Source organism: Sagittula sp. S175 (genome assembly GCF_049800975.1).
In the GTDB taxonomy this organism is placed as follows: domain Bacteria; phylum Pseudomonadota; class Alphaproteobacteria; order Rhodobacterales; family Rhodobacteraceae; genus Sagittula.
In genome coordinates this window covers 24002-38041 of the sequence record NZ_JBNAGB010000032.1, presented here as the reverse complement: position 1 = coordinate 38041, position 14040 = coordinate 24002, and the positions used below count along the sequence as shown (strand labels likewise).

The window sequence follows — 14040 nt, the reverse complement described above, 5'->3', positions numbered from 1 at the left end:
CGAACGAGGCGATCGGCAGCGTCACCGCAGACGGTGCGTATGATACCCGCAAATGCCACGACGCCATCGCTGACCGCGGTGCCCATGCCGTCATCCCACCCCGCAAAAACGCTAAGTCGTGGAAGGCCGTCACCGCGGGTGCGGTGGCCAGAAACGAGGCCCTGCGAACTTCGAAATACCTCGGCCGCGCTATCTGGCGAAACTGGAGCGGATACCACCGCCGAAGCCGCGTCGAGACCAAGATGCACTGCGTTAAACTGCTGGGGCAGCGCCTCATGGCGCGGGACTTCGACCGACAGGTCGCTGAGCTTCAGGTCCGTATCGCCGTTCTGAACGGCTACACCGCCCTTGGCATCCCTGTCACAGAAGTCGTGGGATAAATCCGTCCGGGGAAAGGGGAACTCCGCTCAGAGACGGTTTTGTGCAACAGAGTCGCGCAACGGCGACAGCGCCCAGGATTCCGACGGCAACAGGATCGAGGTCAGCGCCTCCGGCCCGCTGGTGTCGGGCTGACCTCCCCCCCACGAAGGTCGCATTCCCGGCGGCCCACCCCGCTCCTAATGTCCCCACATGGGAGGACGTTTTCTATTCGCCGCATTGGTCTGGCTGACCTCTGCGATCGCCGCCTTGGCGGCCACCATCACCCCCGAGGAGATGGCACAACGCATCCGCGCGCCCATGTCGCTGGGCGCGCAGATAAACGACAACGGCGTGTACGAACTGCTGAATTCCGGCGGTGCGCAGGCGGGCTACGTCTTTCAGACCGAACCCATGGCGCCCCTGCCCGGCTTCTCCGGCGCGCCCATCAACATGCTGGTGGTGCTCGACCTCGAAGGCCGCTTCATCGACGTGCAGCTGCTGGACCACAACGAGCCGATCTTCGTGTCGGGTCTCGGTCAGGCGCCCTTCCATGCCTTCATGGAGCAATACGGCGGCCTCAGCATCTCCGACTCCATCGTGGTCGGCACGCCCTACGGCGGTGGGTCTGACGGGACAGGCCTGGTCTACCTCGACGGCGTGACCAAGGCGACGGCCTCCGTGCGCATCGCCCATGAATCCATCCTCGCCGCCACCCTTCAGGTCGCGCGCGAGAAAATGGGCGGCATCGCCTCCGGTCCGCCCGCCGTGCCGAACCCGGACATCAACGAAACCCTGACGTGGGACGACCTCATCGCCCAAGGCCTTGTCACCCACAAGACCGCCACCAACGCCGAAATCGACGCACTCTTCGCCGGCACGACTTGGGAGGACGACGACCCCGAAGCCACCGACAATCCCGACGATCTGTATCTCGACCTCTGGATCGCCGATCTCGGCCCCGACAGCATCGCCTGCAGCCTGCTGGCCCCCGGCACACTTGAGGAATTGGACCGCTTCAAGGAAATCTCGACCTTCGACGAACCCATCCTCGTCGTGGAAACCGCGCGCCACGGTCTCGTCTCGCCGGACTTCGTGCGCAACACCGCGCCCGACTGGATCGGCGTGGAGCAGAACGGCTTCCCGGTGGCGATCCGCGACGCCGACCTCTACACGCAACTTGCCGACACGGTCCCCGAGGCCCTGCGCGACGGCACCGCCATGATCCTGCGCACCGACCGCCGCCTCGGCTTCGATCCCGCCGCGCCCTGGAGCATGACCGTCAAGGCCGTCCGCGAACATGGCATGTTCCAGCCGGAAACCGGCTCCGTCACTGTGACAGCCGAACACCAGACCGACGAACGCTTCTTCCTCCGCCCCGGTCAGGCCGAGCGCCTCTCGCCCTTCGAGGAAGCCATCCGCAACCGCCAATCCGACCTCATCGCTCTGGCCGTCTTCCTCGCCTTCCTCGTCCCGACGCTGCTCTTCGCCCAATCCCGTCTCGCGGGCCTGCGCGCCTACACCCCGATCCGCCTCGGCATCCTCGCCATCGTCACCGGCTTCATCGGCTGGTGGGGTCAGGGGCAGCTCAGCATCGTCACGCCGCTGGCCACGCTCCAGGCCGCGCTGAGCACGCAACATTTCGCCTTCCTGCTCTACGATCCCTTCTCGCTGCTGATCTGGGCCAGCGTGATCCTCGGCTTCATCCTCTGGGGGCGCGGCCTCTTCTGCGGCTGGCTCTGCCCCTTTGGCGGGCTTCAGGAATTCGCCCACCACATCGGACGCACCCTGCGCCTGCCGAAATGGGAGCCCTCCCGCCTCTGGGACCAGCGCCTGAAGAAGATCAAGTACATCGCTCTCGCGGGCCTCGTCCTCGTCACCATCATCGCGCCCGAACACATGGACAAGGCGGTCGAGATCGAGCCCTTCAAGACCGCCATCACCACGGTCTTCGTCCGCGAATGGTATTACGTTGCCTACGCGCTGTTCTGGCTCGGCCTCGCGCTGTTCACCTTCAAGGGCTTCTGTCGCTACGCCTGCCCGCTCGGCGCGCTCATGGCCATCGGCGGCGCGCTGCGCCTGCGCAGATGGATCCCGCGCCGCGTCGAATGCGGCTCGCCCTGCCAACTCTGCGCGGTGAAATGCAACTACGGCGCGATCCGCAAGTCGGGCGAGATCCAGTACGACGAGTGCTTCCAGTGCCTCGACTGCGTGACGATCCACGACGACGCCAGCCAATGCGTCCCCCTCGTGCTGGCCAATCGCGCGGCAAAGCGCGCGCCGCGCGTCACCGGCCACCCGAACCAGACACCGGGAGTGCCCGCCCAATGATGCCCCGCATGACCCGCCGCCGCTTCCTCACCCTCAGCGCCTGCGCCCTCGCGGCCTCCCCGGCCCATGCCGCCACATGGCAAGGCCGCGCGCTGGGGGCCGATGTCGCCGTCACCCTGACCGGCGACCGCGCTGCCGTGGACATGGCCCTCAACGCCATCCCCACACGCCTGACCGCTATCGAGGCGCAGTTCAGCCTCTACCGCGACAGCGCACTGACCCGGCTGAACACCACCGGCACCCTGACGCCGTCAAAGGACTTCACCACGCTTATGGCGCAGGCCAGACACGCCCACGCCCTGACCGACGGTCTCTTCGACCCCACGGTGCAACCGCTCTGGCACGCCCTCGCCATGGGCCGGGATCCCGAGCCCGCGCGTGCCCTCATCGGGCTCGACCGCGTCACGCTCACCCCGACGATCCAACTCGCCCCCGGCCAGCAACTCACGCTGAACGGCATCGCCCAGGGCTTTGCCACCGACCTCATCCGCCACGACCTCGCCGCGCAGGGCTTCACCCGGGCGCTGATCGACATGGGCGAACAGGCCGCCCTTGGCGGCCCCTTCACCCTCGGCCTCGAAGACCAGACCCAAGGCCCCCTCGGCCAGCTCACCCTCACCAACGCCGCCCGCGCCACCTCCAGCCCAACGGCCCTGCGCCTCGGACAACACAGCCACATCCTCGGCCCACACGGTGAAGGCCCGATCTGGTCAACCATCAGCATCGAAGCCCCCTCCGCCACGCTGGCCGACGCGCTCTCCACCGCCGCCGTCTTCATGACCACGGACCGCCTGCGCCGCCTCAAATCCGACGCGAAGCTGAGCCGCATCACGGCCATCTCCCCGGACGGCGACCTCATCACCCTCTGAAAACAGACAGACCGCGGCAACAAACCAGCGCCCGACCCGGCTTCTTTGGTTTCAAAAATACCTCGGTGCCACGCGCGCCAGACCCACAACGTCCAAACAACGAAAAACCCCCGGTCCCACGGACCGGGGGTTCCAAACGTAACCTGACCGTCAGATCAGCCGTTGGCCTTGGCCACCGCCCGCTTGGTCAGCACCTTCACGAGATGCGCGCGATATGCACCTGACCCGTGCAGGTCGTTGATCATGTCGTCACCGGAGGGCGCCGCAAGACCTTCGACGGCATCCGCCGAGAAGTTGCCGTTCAGTGCCTCTTCGGCCTCGGTCCAGCGGAACACACCGTCGTTCGACGCGCCGGTCACGGCCACGCGCACGCCGTCCGCGCCCTTGGACACGAACACACCGGTCAGCGCAAAGCGCGACGCGGGCTGCATGAACTTGATGTAGGCCGCCTTCTCCGGGATCGGGAAGCGAACCGCGGTGACGATCTCACCTTCTTCCAAGGCGGTCGCGAACATGCCTTGGAAATAGTCGTCCGCCGCGATCTCTCGGGTGTTGGTCACGATGGTCGCGCCGGTGCCCAGGGCTGCCGACGGGTAGCAGGCCGACGGGTCGTTGTTGGCCAGCGAACCGCCGATTGTGCCACGGTTGCGCACCGCCGGGTCACCGATGTTCGAAGCCAGTTCGGCCAGAGCCGGATAAGCACCGGCCTCTGCCGCCACGGTCGCGTGGGTGGTGCCGCCACCGATGGTCAGGGTGCCGCCGTCGGCAGACACGCCCTTCATCTCCTCGATGGCCGACAGGCTCACGAGCGTGGACGGGGACGCCAGGCGCTGCTTCAGCGTCGGGATCAGGGTCTGACCGCCACCCAGCGCCTGCGCATCTTCCTGGCCCAGGGCCGCGACGGCATCCGCCACCGTGGTCGGCCGTGCAAAATCAAAAGAGTACATCTTTGTTCCTCCTCAGAACCGCGAAGACTTCTTTGCTTCTTCTTGGTTCAAATACCTCTCGGGGGGTCCGGGGGGCAGACAGCCCCCCGGCGCTCTCCTCTCAGCCCTGCATCGCAGCCCAGACGCGCGACGGCGAGACCGGCATGTCGATGTGCTCGACATTGTGGCCCGCGCTGCGCAGCGCGTCGATCACGGCGTTGACAACCGTCGGCGGCGAACCGATCGCACCGGCCTCGCCGCAGCCCTTCACACCCAGCGGGTTGTGGGTGCACGGGGTCTGGCACGAGTGGTCGACGATGTAGTTGTCCAGCGTCGGCAGGTTGTCGGCGCGCGGCATCGCGTAGTCCATGTAGGACGCGCTCAGCAGCTGGCCGTTCTCGTCGTAGGCGCAGTTTTCCAGCAGCGCCTGACCGATGCCCTGCGCGATCCCGCCGTGCACCTGGCCTTCGACGATCATCGGGTTGATGACGTTGCCGAAGTCATCGGACGACACGAACTTCTCGATCTTCACTTCGCCGGTCTCGGGGTCGACCTCGACCTCGCAGGCATAGGCGCCCGCCGGGTAGGTGAAGTTCGCCGGGTCGTAGAACGCGGTCTCTTCGAGGCCCGGCTCGATGTCTTCGAGCGGGTAGTTGTGCGGCACGTAGGCGGCGAGCGTCACGTCACCCCAAGCCACGGACTTGTCCGTACCGGCAACCGAGAACTGGCCGTCCTTCAGCTCGATATCCGCTTCCGAGGCTTCCATCAGGTGGGCCGCGATCTTCTTGGCCTTGTTGATGATCTTCTCGGTGGCGCGGACCATGGCCGAACCGCAGACCGCCAGCGAGCGCGAGCCGTAGGTGCCCATGCCGAAGGGGATCTTCGAGGTGTCGCCGTGCACGATGTCGATCATGCTCTCGTCGATGCCAAGCATCTCGGCCACCACCTGCGGGAACACCGTCTCGTGGCCCTGGCCGTGCGAATGCGCACCCACCATGACCGAGATCGAGCCGGTTGCGTTCACACGCACCGTGGCCGCGTCATACAGACCGGCGCGCGCGCCCAGCTGACCCACCAGGTTCGACGGCGCGATGCCGCAGGCCTCGATGAAGCAGTTGATGCCCAGACCGCGCAGCTTGCCCTTGGCTTCCGACGCCGCGCGACGCGCAGCGAAGTTGCCGAGGTCCATCAGCTCTTCCATCTTGTCCATCGTGGCGTCGTAATCGCCGGTGTCGTATTCCACCGCAACCGGGGTCGCGTAGGGGAAGGACCGGATGAAGTTCTGACGGCGCAGCTTGATCGGGTCGACGTTCAGTTCGCGCGCGGCCTTGTCGATCACGCGCTCCAGCGAGAAGGTCGCTTCGGGGCGGCCCGCGCCACGGTAGGCGTCGACCGGCACGGTGTTGGTGAACACGGCCTTCACGTTCACCTGCACCGCCGGGGTGGTGTAGTTGCCCGCCATCAGCGTGCCGTGCAGCCAGGTCGGCGTGCAGGACGCGAAGGTCGACAGATACGCACCCATGTTGGCGTAGGTGTCGGTGCGCAGACCGATGAAGTTGTTCTCCGCATCCAGCGCCAGCTCGATCTTGGTGACGTGGTCACGACCATGCGCGTCCGACATGAAGGCCTCGGAACGGGTCGAGGTCCACTTGACGGCGCGGTTGATCTGGCGCGCGGCGAAGGTGCAGAAAGCCTCTTCGGCGTAGTGGAAGATCTTGGTGCCGAAACCGCCACCCACGTCCGGTGCGACGACCTTCAGCTTGTGCTCGGGGATCCCCAGAACAAAGGCACCCATCAGCAGGCGGATGACGTGCGGGTTCTGCGAGGTCGTGTACAGCGTCGACTCGTCGTTGGCGCGGTTGTAGTCGCCCACGGCCACGCGCGGCTCCATCGGGTTGGCCACCAGACGGTTGTTCACCAGCTCCAGTGTGGTGACATGCGCCGCCTTGGCAAACGCCTCGTTCACCGTGTCGGTGTCGGTGCCGAACTGCCAGTCATAGCAAAGGTTGTCCGACAGATCGTCGTGCACCTTGGTGGCACCAGCATCCAGAGCCGCCTTCATGTTGACGACGGCGGGCAGTTCTTCGATGTCCAGCTCGATGGCTTCGGCGGCGTTGCGCGCCTCTTCCAGCGAGTCGGCCACCACGGCGGCGATCGGGTCACCGACGTGACGGACCTTGCCCTGTGCCAGGACCGGGTGAGCCGGCTCCTTCATCGGGTTGCCGTCCTTGTCGGTCACCTGCCAGCCGCAGGGCAGACCGCCAACGCTTTCGAAATCTGCGCCGGTGAAGATGCGCACGACACCCGGCATCGCCGATGCCGCTTCGGTGTTCACGCTATTGATTTTGCCATGCGCCACATCGGAGCGCAGGAAGTGGACATACGCCTGGTTGTAGACGTTGATATCGTCGGTGTAGTTGCCTGCACCGGTCAGAAAGCGGACGTCTTCGCGCCGCTTCTGGCTTGCGCCAATGCCATGATCCTTCGGCATCTTATTCCTCCCTTGGATGGTGGGTTCCAGGACCCACCCTACGGAAATCGTTGATCGGGCCCGTCACAGGGCGGCCCCGGCGAAATGAATTACTCGGCTGCGACCGCAGGCACGTCCTGACCGGAGGCCGCCAGGATGGCGCGGACGATGTTGTGGTAACCGGTGCAGCGGCAGATGTTGCCTTCGAGGTGGTGACGCACTTCGGCCTCGGTGGGCTTAGGGTTGTCCTTCAGCAGAGCAGCCGCCGCCATCACCATGCCGGGGGTGCAGAAACCGCACTGCAGGCCGTGGTATTCCTGGAACGCCGCCTGGATCGCGTTCAGCGAACCGTCCGCGTTGGCCTGACCTTCGATGGTCGACACTTCGGCACCGTTTGCCTCGCCCGCGAACATGGTGCAGGCCTTCACCAGCTTGCCGTTCACGTGGATGTTGCACGCACCGCACTGCGAAGTATCACAACCGACGTGGGTGCCGGTCAGACGCAGTTCGTCGCGCAGAAATTCGGTCATGAGCGTATTGCCCTTGACCGACTTGGTGACGGACTTGCCGTTCACCTTCATGGTTACTTCTGCCATTGCTTTCCTCCCTGGAAACTCAATCGTTGAACAGGCCCGCCCCGGCATCCAGCGGGGTTGGGGCCGTGAAATGATGGGCCTCAGCCCGTGATCTTCTTGAACCAGCCCTTTTTCTCGGGCTCGGCGGCAGCTTCACCCTCTTCGCCCGGGCCTTCAACCGCCTTCTGGAAGTTTTCAAAGAACTGGTCGGCCATCTTCTTGGCAAAGCCGTCGATGATGCGCGAGCCCAGCTGCGCCAGCTTGCCGCCGACGTTGGCCTCGACCTCGTAGTGCAGCTCGGTGCCGCCCTCGACCTCGGTCAGCTTGACCTCGGCGCCACCCTTGGCAAAGCCTGCCGCACCGCCCTTTCCCTCGCCCGACAGCTTCAGGCTTTCGGGGGCGACCATGTCGGTCATCTGCACGGCCCCCTTGAAGGTCGCCTTCACCGGACCAACTTTCTGGACGACGGTCGCCTCGTAGCCTTCGGCGGCCGAACCGGACATCTCGGTGCAGCCCGGCACGCAGGCCTTCAGGACTTCCGGGTCCTGGATCGCGGCCCAGACCTGTTCGCGCGGCGCGTTGATGACGCGGGAATCGCTCATTTTCATGGGTTAAGTCCTCTCTCTCGAGCGCCAGCCTAGGCGCGCGCCCCCGCGGGGCATATTAGACCAATGGATGATTTCACCATTCCGGCGGATTGTGGGTCAGCCCGTAAGTGCCAAAGATTTCAGCGATCTTGCCGTTGGACAGGCCTTCGGTGATCGCATCATCAACGGTATAGGCCAGCGGGCGATAGGAAAAATGCACGGCAGTGGCGAGCGGCCACTTCGACTTGGCCAGCCCCGCCAGCGGCGGTTCATGGATGGCGACGCCCTCACCCTTGAAGAACTCCAGCTGCGCCAGCGGGCCCATGGCGGCCATGGTCTCTCCGGCGTTCAGCGCCTCCATGGCCTCTTTCATCGTCGGGTAGCGGCGCACGCCCGCCGCGGTCTGCCCCCCGGCAAAGCCCGTCAGGTAGAAGTCCGAGATCGAATCGTTCTCCACCGCCACGGAATCGAACCGGAAATACGCTGGCACCGGGCCACCGTCCGGGTATTCGCTTTCGCGATAGGCAATGGCGATGTGCTCTTCCTGGTACTGGCCCGGATAGACCACCAGTTCCGTCCGGCAGGCAAAGACGTTGTCGTAGGGCACCCGCATCATCACGTTCGACACGGCCCCGCCGACCACAGGTCCCTTCCAGATGTTGAAGCGCAGGTCCGCCTCGAGGTTTTCCCCCGCCGAGACGAAGTTGAACCGGGGCTCGACCCCCACGAAATCGGCAATCAAGCGGGCGATGTCGGCGTCGACGCCTTTCGCCTTGCCGCCTTCCTCCCAGGAGTAGGGCGGATAGTCGTCGTAAAGCGCGAAGGTCATGAACCCGCGCTCCACGATCTGATCCAGATCCTGCCCGACGATGTCGCGGGCAGCGTTCTGGGGCTTTTCCTGCGGGACATAGTCAGCGCAAGGGTCTTCGGCCCGGGCCTGCATCGGGACCGTGACCCCGACCACTCCGGCCAGCAGGGCCGCCATCACGCCCCTGCCCGCCCGTTTCACGACGGTTGCCGTCCAGTCCATGCGCATGTGTCCTCCCCAGAACGCACCCGTTTACGGGTTTGCGCTATCAGTGTGCCGCCGAAAGCCCGATGGTCAAGGCCTCTGCCGCGTGGCGATACCCTTCGGCGCTGCCGTCGATCAGGGCAGCCGCGCGCGATGCCGCGCTGTCCGCCTTGGGCGCGCCCGACAGCGTCTCGATCCCGTCACCAATCTCGGTCAGCTTCGCCTTCAGCGCCTCGGCGTCACCGCCTTCCCCACCTTCGGCCAGCGCGTGGATCTCGTCCCGCAGCGCGCCCAGCTCATCCGCCACCTCGGCCATCGAATCGTCATCCGGACGGGTCTCGATGTAGGTCCGGATTGCCCAGGCCGCTTCCTGGCCCAGCAACTCGCCAAACGCCGGCATCTTGGTCACGCCGTTCTGGGTGTAGCCGGTCCGGAAACGCTCCACGAACCATTCGTCGCCGTACTCCTCGGCCTCGAGGAACCGCAGGTCGGGGGCCAGACCGCCCGAAATCACCTCAAGACCATGGCAGCGCGCGCAGTTCTGGTTGTAGCCGGACGCGCCGATCTTCACCGCCGTCGCCCAGACTTCCTCACCGGCCGCCTCGGCGCGGTAGGGGTTCTCGGTCAGCCACTCCTCGCCCACCGCAGGCAGGCCCGCCGTATCCACCGGCTGCGGCGCAACATCGCCATGCGCCAGCACCATCACCGGCAGTGCAACCACAAGGGCACCAAGCGTAAACGTCTTCATAGGGGTCCTCCTCCCAACAAGGGTGTTCGCGTTGACCAAACAGGTACGCCAGACCGCCCACTCCCCACCATTGGACTTTCGTGGCGCGCCCGTCCCCCTGCGCCACGACCATGGTCGTATTGAGGCCACCGGCCCGAGGTCTAACGTCCCCCAAAGGGAGGACTACCATGCGTCGATTGATCGTCGGTTTAACCGCGCTTTTCGCGTGCACCGCACCGGCATGCGCCGAATCCATCCGCGTGCACTACCTCCGCCAGGAAGTCGCGCAACCGCCCACCCTGTCGAACCTCGATCCCATCCCCGAGGATCAGGGCCGCGCCGGGGCCGAACTGGGCCTCGCCGACAACGCAACGACCGGCCGGTTCCTGAACCAGGACTGGACCCTCACCACCACCTCTGTCCCCGAGGACGGCGATTTCGCTGCCGCCATCCGTACCGCCCTGAGCGAAACCGACCTCCTCGTCCTCGACGCCCCTGCACAGCACCTGCTGACCGCCGCCGACCTCCCCGAGGCTGCCAACGCCCTCATCTTCAACACCGCCGCCCCCGAACGCACCCTGCGCGACATGGACTGCCGCGCCAACGTGCTGCACACGCTGCCTTCGCGCGCCATGCTCACCGACGCACTCATGCAGTTCTTCGTCATGCGCCGCTGGACCACCATGGTGATGATCGAAGGCGCCCTGCCCGCCGACACGGCACTGGCCGACAGCTACCGCGCCTCGGCGATGAAATTCGGCCAATCCATCCGCCGCACCCAGAAATGGGAAGACAGCGGTGACCTGCGCCGCAATGCCTCCGCCGAAGTGCCGCTGTTCACGCAGGGCTTCGGCAAATACGACGTCCTGATCGTCGCGGACGAGATCAACGACTTCGCCCGCTACATCCCCTACAACACGTGGATGCCGCGCCCGGTGGCCGGCTCCGAAGGCCTTCGCCCCTCCGCCTGGGCCCCCGTGGTGGAACAATGGGGCGCGGCGCAACTGCAATCGCGCTTTCACGATGCCTACGGGCGCGACATGACCGACCGCGATTATGCCGCCTGGGCTGCCGTGCGCGCCATCGGCGAGGCCGTCACCCGGTCCAAGGCCACCTCCGCCCCGGACCTGCGCGCCTACATGCTGGGCGACCAGTTCGAACTGGCAGGCTTCAAGGGCCGCCCGCTGACCTTCCGCCCCTGGAACGGCCAATTGCGCCAGACCATCCCGCTCACCCATCGCGGCGCCGTGGTCGCTACCGCGCCCCTCGAAGGCTTCCTGCACCCGACATCCGAACTCGACACCCTCGGCCTCGACCAACCCGAAAGCCGCTGCACCGCCTTCGCAGACTGACCCAGCTCGAAACGTCCCGCGCCCCCTCCTTCTTTGGTTTTCCAAATACCTCGGGGTCCGGGGCAGAGCCCCGGTCCAACGACCGCCACAAGGACACCGCTTATGAAATACACGCCCCTCCTCGCCGCCCTTCTGCTGTCCCAACCCGCAACGGCAGATGAAATCTGGGTCACCAACGAAAAGGACAACACCGTCTCGGTGATCGACATCGAGACCATGGAAGTCACGCATACCTACGAGACCGGCGAACGCCCGCGCGGCATCCTCTTCAGCCATGACTACGCGGTGGCCTACATCTGCGCCTCGGACAGCGACGCGGTGCAGGTGATGGACCCGGCCACGGGCAAGATCCTGCACGACCTGCCCTCCGGCGAAGACCCTGAAACCTTCGCCCTGCACCCGGACAACAAGCACCTTTACATTGCCAACGAAGACGACGCGATCACCACCGTGGTGGACGTCGAAAGCCGCTCGGTCGTGGCACAGATCAACGTCGGCATCGAACCCGAGGGCATGGCCGTCTCGCCCGATGGCAAGATCGCCATCACCACGTCAGAAACCACCAATATGGCGCATTGGATCGACACCTCGACTCAGGAGCTCTTCGCCAACACCCTCGTGGATTCCCGCCCCCGCCACGCGGAATTCGTCAAGGACGGAACCGAGATGTGGGTGAGCTCCGAGATCGGCGGCACGGTCTCGGTCTTCGATGTGGCGACCCAGTTCGAAAAGGCCAAGTTCGGGTTCGAGATCAAGGGCGTCCACCCAGACAAGATCCAGCCCGTCGGATTCGAACTTTCGGCGGGCGATGAATTCGCTTTTGTTGCGCTCGGCCCGGCCAACCACCTCGCCGTGGTCAATGCCGCGACCTACGAGGTCGAGGACTACATCCTCGTCGGCCGCCGCGTCTGGCACATGGCCTTCAACGCCGACAAATCGCTGCTGTTCACCACCAATGGTGTCTCGGGCGACGTGACGGTGGTCGACGTGGCAGACCGCAAGGCGATCAAGACCATCCAGGTCGGCCGCTTCCCCTGGGGCGCCGCCTTCCGCCCGACGAATTGAGTTTGCGCACAGGGCTGACGCGGGGCTGCGATTTTTCGCGAAAAATCGCATTGGGGGCTCTGCCCCCGCCTGCGGCTCCCCCGAGGGTATTTGTGAAACCAAAGAAGCAGCGCGCGGCCAATACCTCTGTCGTGCTTGCAAGTTTCCAATAGCGGACGTCATGGTGGGCACATGCTGACTGTCTCCGATCTTTCCTTTTCTTACGGCGCGAAACAGGCGCTTGATGCTGTCACCTTCGCGGCAGAGCCGGGGCGGTTCACCGCCTTGCTGGGGCCGAACGGTGCGGGTAAATCGACGCTGTATGCGCTTCTCACGCGCCTGTTCACCTCACCATCGGGGCGGATTACCGTCGCCGGGCACGATCTGGCCCGCGAACCGCGCGCGGCGCTTGCGGCCATGGGCGTGGTGTTCCAGCAGCCGACCTTGGATCTGGACCTGACCATCCGCCAGAACCTGTCCTATTTTGCAGCTCTGCACGGACTGTCCGGACGCAATGCGGCGGTGCGGATCGACGCGGCGCTCGATCGGCTGGCGATCCGCGAGCGCGCCAATGAAAGGGCCCGCGCCCTGAATGGCGGCCATCGTCGCCGCACCGAACTGGCCCGCGCGCTGATCCATCAGCCCAAGGTCCTCCTCTGTGACGAGCCGACCGTGGGTCTCGACGCGCAGTCCCGTGCGGCGATCACCGATCACGTGCACGATCTGGCCGCTGACGGGTTGACCGTGCTTTGGGCCACGCATTTGACGGACGAAGTGCGCGCTGACGACGACCTGTTGTTACTGCACCGTGGTCGGCTTCAGGCGGAGGGCCGCGCCTCCGATCTCACCGGCGATACCCCTTTGAAGGACTGGTTCCTCGCCCGCACGGAGGTCGAGGCATGAGACGTTTCCCCGCCTTCCGCGCCATCGTTACCCGCGAGGTCCTGCGCTTCGTCCACCAGCGCGAGCGTTTCCTCGCCGCGCTGGTTAGACCCCTCGTCTGGCTTCTCGTCTTTGCCGCGGGCTTCCGCGCGGCCCTCGGCCTGTCGATCATTCCGCCCTACCAGACCTACATCACCTACGAGACCTACATCGTCCCCGGCCTCTGCGGCATGATCCTCTTGTTCAACGGCATGCAGACCTCGCTGTCGCTGGTCTACGACCGCGAGTTGGGGTCCATGCGCCTCCTCCTGACAGCGCCGCAACCGCGCTGGTTCCTGCTGTTCTCCAAACTCTGCGGCGCGACTTTCATCGGCATCCTGCAGTGTTACGCCTTCCTGCTCGTCGCCGCGCTCTTTGGTATCGACCACCCGACGCTCGGCTACCTCACCATCCTTCCCGCGCTCATCCTCGCGGGGCTGATGCTGGGCGCCCTCGGCCTCGCCATCTCCTCCTTCATCAAGCAGCTGGAGAACTTCGCAGGCGTCATGAACTTCGTCATCTTCCCGATGTTCTTCCTCAGCTCGGCCCTCTATCCCCTTTGGAAGATGCAGGAATCCTCGGAACTCCTGTTCTGGATCTGCCGCCTGAACCCCTTTACCCACGCGGTGGAACTGATCCGCTTCGCGCTCCACCTCAGCTTTACCCCATGGGCACTGCTTTGGACGCTCGTCGCCACCGCCGTCTTCACCGCCCTTGCGCTCTGGGGCTACGATCCGGCGCGCGGGATGATCCGCAAACGCGGGTGACGTGAGACGAAATCACGTCATGGTCGTACGACCAAAGGACGAGGGGCCATGTTGACGTGCATCAAACCCGCGTCCGCCCCCGCCGCGCTACCCTTGGGACGA

13 protein-coding genes are annotated in these 14040 nt (G+C 65.3%); 7 read left to right on the top strand and 6 right to left on the bottom strand.

The features are described from left to right. The 3 genes from ACP16H_RS24225 to ACP16H_RS24215 form a co-directional block, all read left to right on the top strand. Window positions 1–380: transposase (locus ACP16H_RS24225; RefSeq protein ID WP_425070187.1), on the top strand; the 380-nt coding region annotated here is incomplete at its 5' end. Window positions 381–570: 190 nt separating this feature from the next. Further along, a complete protein-coding gene (locus tag ACP16H_RS24220; protein WP_425074755.1) occupies window positions 571–2688 on the top strand; it encodes a 4Fe-4S binding protein in 2118 nt (705 codons plus the stop codon). 8 nt (window positions 2689–2696) lie between these two features. Beyond that, window positions 2697–3557, top strand: coding sequence for an FAD:protein FMN transferase (locus tag ACP16H_RS24215; protein WP_425074754.1), 861 nt, complete (start codon window positions 2697–2699; stop codon window positions 3555–3557). 155 nt (window positions 3558–3712) lie between these two features. On the opposite strand, the gene ACP16H_RS24210 is transcribed toward ACP16H_RS24215, so the two are convergent. The 6 genes from ACP16H_RS24210 to pedF all read right to left on the bottom strand — a co-directional run bounded on the left by ACP16H_RS24210 (window position 3713) and on the right by pedF (window position 9875). Beyond that, the gene (locus tag ACP16H_RS24210) at window positions 3713–4504 is read right to left on the bottom strand and encodes an FAD binding domain-containing protein (RefSeq protein ID WP_425074753.1); all 792 of its coding nucleotides are present in this window, start codon (window positions 4502–4504) and stop codon (window positions 3713–3715) included. 100 nt (window positions 4505–4604) lie between these two features. Continuing rightward, window positions 4605–6974, bottom strand: a complete 2370-nt coding sequence (locus tag ACP16H_RS24205; RefSeq protein WP_425074752.1) for a xanthine dehydrogenase family protein molybdopterin-binding subunit — start codon at window positions 6972–6974, stop codon at window positions 4605–4607. Window positions 6975–7063: 89 nt separating this feature from the next. Beyond that, window positions 7064–7549: a (2Fe-2S)-binding protein gene (locus tag ACP16H_RS24200; protein WP_425074751.1), complete on the bottom strand. Its 486-nt coding sequence runs from the start codon at window positions 7547–7549 to the stop codon at window positions 7064–7066. An 80-nt stretch (window positions 7550–7629) separates the two neighbouring features. Next, on the bottom strand, window positions 7630–8136 hold the full coding sequence (locus ACP16H_RS24195; protein ID WP_425074750.1) for a CoxG family protein: 507 nt from the start codon (window positions 8134–8136) through the stop codon (window positions 7630–7632). Window positions 8137–8209: 73 nt separating this feature from the next. After that, a complete protein-coding gene (locus ACP16H_RS24190; RefSeq protein ID WP_425074749.1) occupies window positions 8210–9145 on the bottom strand; it encodes a substrate-binding periplasmic protein in 936 nt (311 codons plus the stop codon). Window positions 9146–9191: 46 nt separating this feature from the next. Further along, window positions 9192–9875 (bottom strand): cytochrome c-550 PedF, encoded by a 684-nt coding sequence (gene pedF / locus ACP16H_RS24185; protein WP_425074748.1) that lies wholly within the window; start codon window positions 9873–9875, stop codon window positions 9192–9194. A 167-nt stretch (window positions 9876–10042) separates the two neighbouring features. On the opposite strand from pedF, the gene ACP16H_RS24180 reads away from it, so the two are divergent. From ACP16H_RS24180 to ACP16H_RS24165, 4 genes are all read left to right on the top strand, one after another. After that, window positions 10043–11206, top strand: coding sequence for an ABC transporter substrate-binding protein (locus ACP16H_RS24180; RefSeq protein WP_425074747.1), 1164 nt, complete (start codon window positions 10043–10045; stop codon window positions 11204–11206). A 102-nt stretch (window positions 11207–11308) separates the two neighbouring features. Next, the gene (locus ACP16H_RS24175; protein WP_425074746.1) at window positions 11309–12271 is read left to right on the top strand and encodes a YVTN family beta-propeller repeat protein; all 963 of its coding nucleotides are present in this window, start codon (window positions 11309–11311) and stop codon (window positions 12269–12271) included. A 171-nt stretch (window positions 12272–12442) separates the two neighbouring features. Then, window positions 12443–13153 (top strand): ABC transporter ATP-binding protein, encoded by a 711-nt coding sequence (locus ACP16H_RS24170; RefSeq protein ID WP_425074745.1) that lies wholly within the window; start codon window positions 12443–12445, stop codon window positions 13151–13153. Beyond that, a complete protein-coding gene (locus tag ACP16H_RS24165; protein ID WP_425074744.1) occupies window positions 13150–13938 on the top strand; it encodes an ABC transporter permease in 789 nt (262 codons plus the stop codon). Before ACP16H_RS24170 ends, ACP16H_RS24165 begins: the two co-directional genes overlap by 4 nt. The last annotated feature ends 102 nt before the right edge of the window (window positions 13939–14040 follow it).

Excerpts from the sequence above, each read along its gene's own strand:
- ACP16H_RS24215 (WP_425074754.1), top strand. The coding sequence starts at position 2,697 with ATGACCCGCCGCCGCTTCCTCACCCTCAGCGCCTGCGCCCTCGCGGCC.
- ACP16H_RS24205 (WP_425074752.1), bottom strand. The coding sequence starts at position 6,974 with ATGCCGAAGGATCATGGCATTGGCGCAAGCCAGAAGCGGCGCGAAGAC.
- ACP16H_RS24195 (WP_425074750.1), bottom strand. The coding sequence starts at position 8,136 with ATGAAAATGAGCGATTCCCGCGTCATCAACGCGCCGCGCGAACAGGTC.
- ACP16H_RS24200 (WP_425074751.1), bottom strand. The coding sequence starts at position 7,549 with ATGGCAGAAGTAACCATGAAGGTGAACGGCAAGTCCGTCACCAAGTCG.
- ACP16H_RS24170 (WP_425074745.1), top strand. The coding sequence starts at position 12,443 with ATGCTGACTGTCTCCGATCTTTCCTTTTCTTACGGCGCGAAACAGGCG.
- ACP16H_RS24180 (WP_425074747.1), top strand. The coding sequence starts at position 10,043 with ATGCGTCGATTGATCGTCGGTTTAACCGCGCTTTTCGCGTGCACCGCA.
- pedF (WP_425074748.1), bottom strand. The coding sequence starts at position 9,875 with ATGAAGACGTTTACGCTTGGTGCCCTTGTGGTTGCACTGCCGGTGATG.
- ACP16H_RS24220 (WP_425074755.1), top strand. The coding sequence starts at position 571 with ATGGGAGGACGTTTTCTATTCGCCGCATTGGTCTGGCTGACCTCTGCG.
- ACP16H_RS24210 (WP_425074753.1), bottom strand. The coding sequence starts at position 4,504 with ATGTACTCTTTTGATTTTGCACGGCCGACCACGGTGGCGGATGCCGTC.
- ACP16H_RS24190 (WP_425074749.1), bottom strand. The coding sequence starts at position 9,145 with ATGGACTGGACGGCAACCGTCGTGAAACGGGCGGGCAGGGGCGTGATG.
- ACP16H_RS24165 (WP_425074744.1), top strand. The coding sequence starts at position 13,150 with ATGAGACGTTTCCCCGCCTTCCGCGCCATCGTTACCCGCGAGGTCCTG.
- ACP16H_RS24175 (WP_425074746.1), top strand. The coding sequence starts at position 11,309 with ATGAAATACACGCCCCTCCTCGCCGCCCTTCTGCTGTCCCAACCCGCA.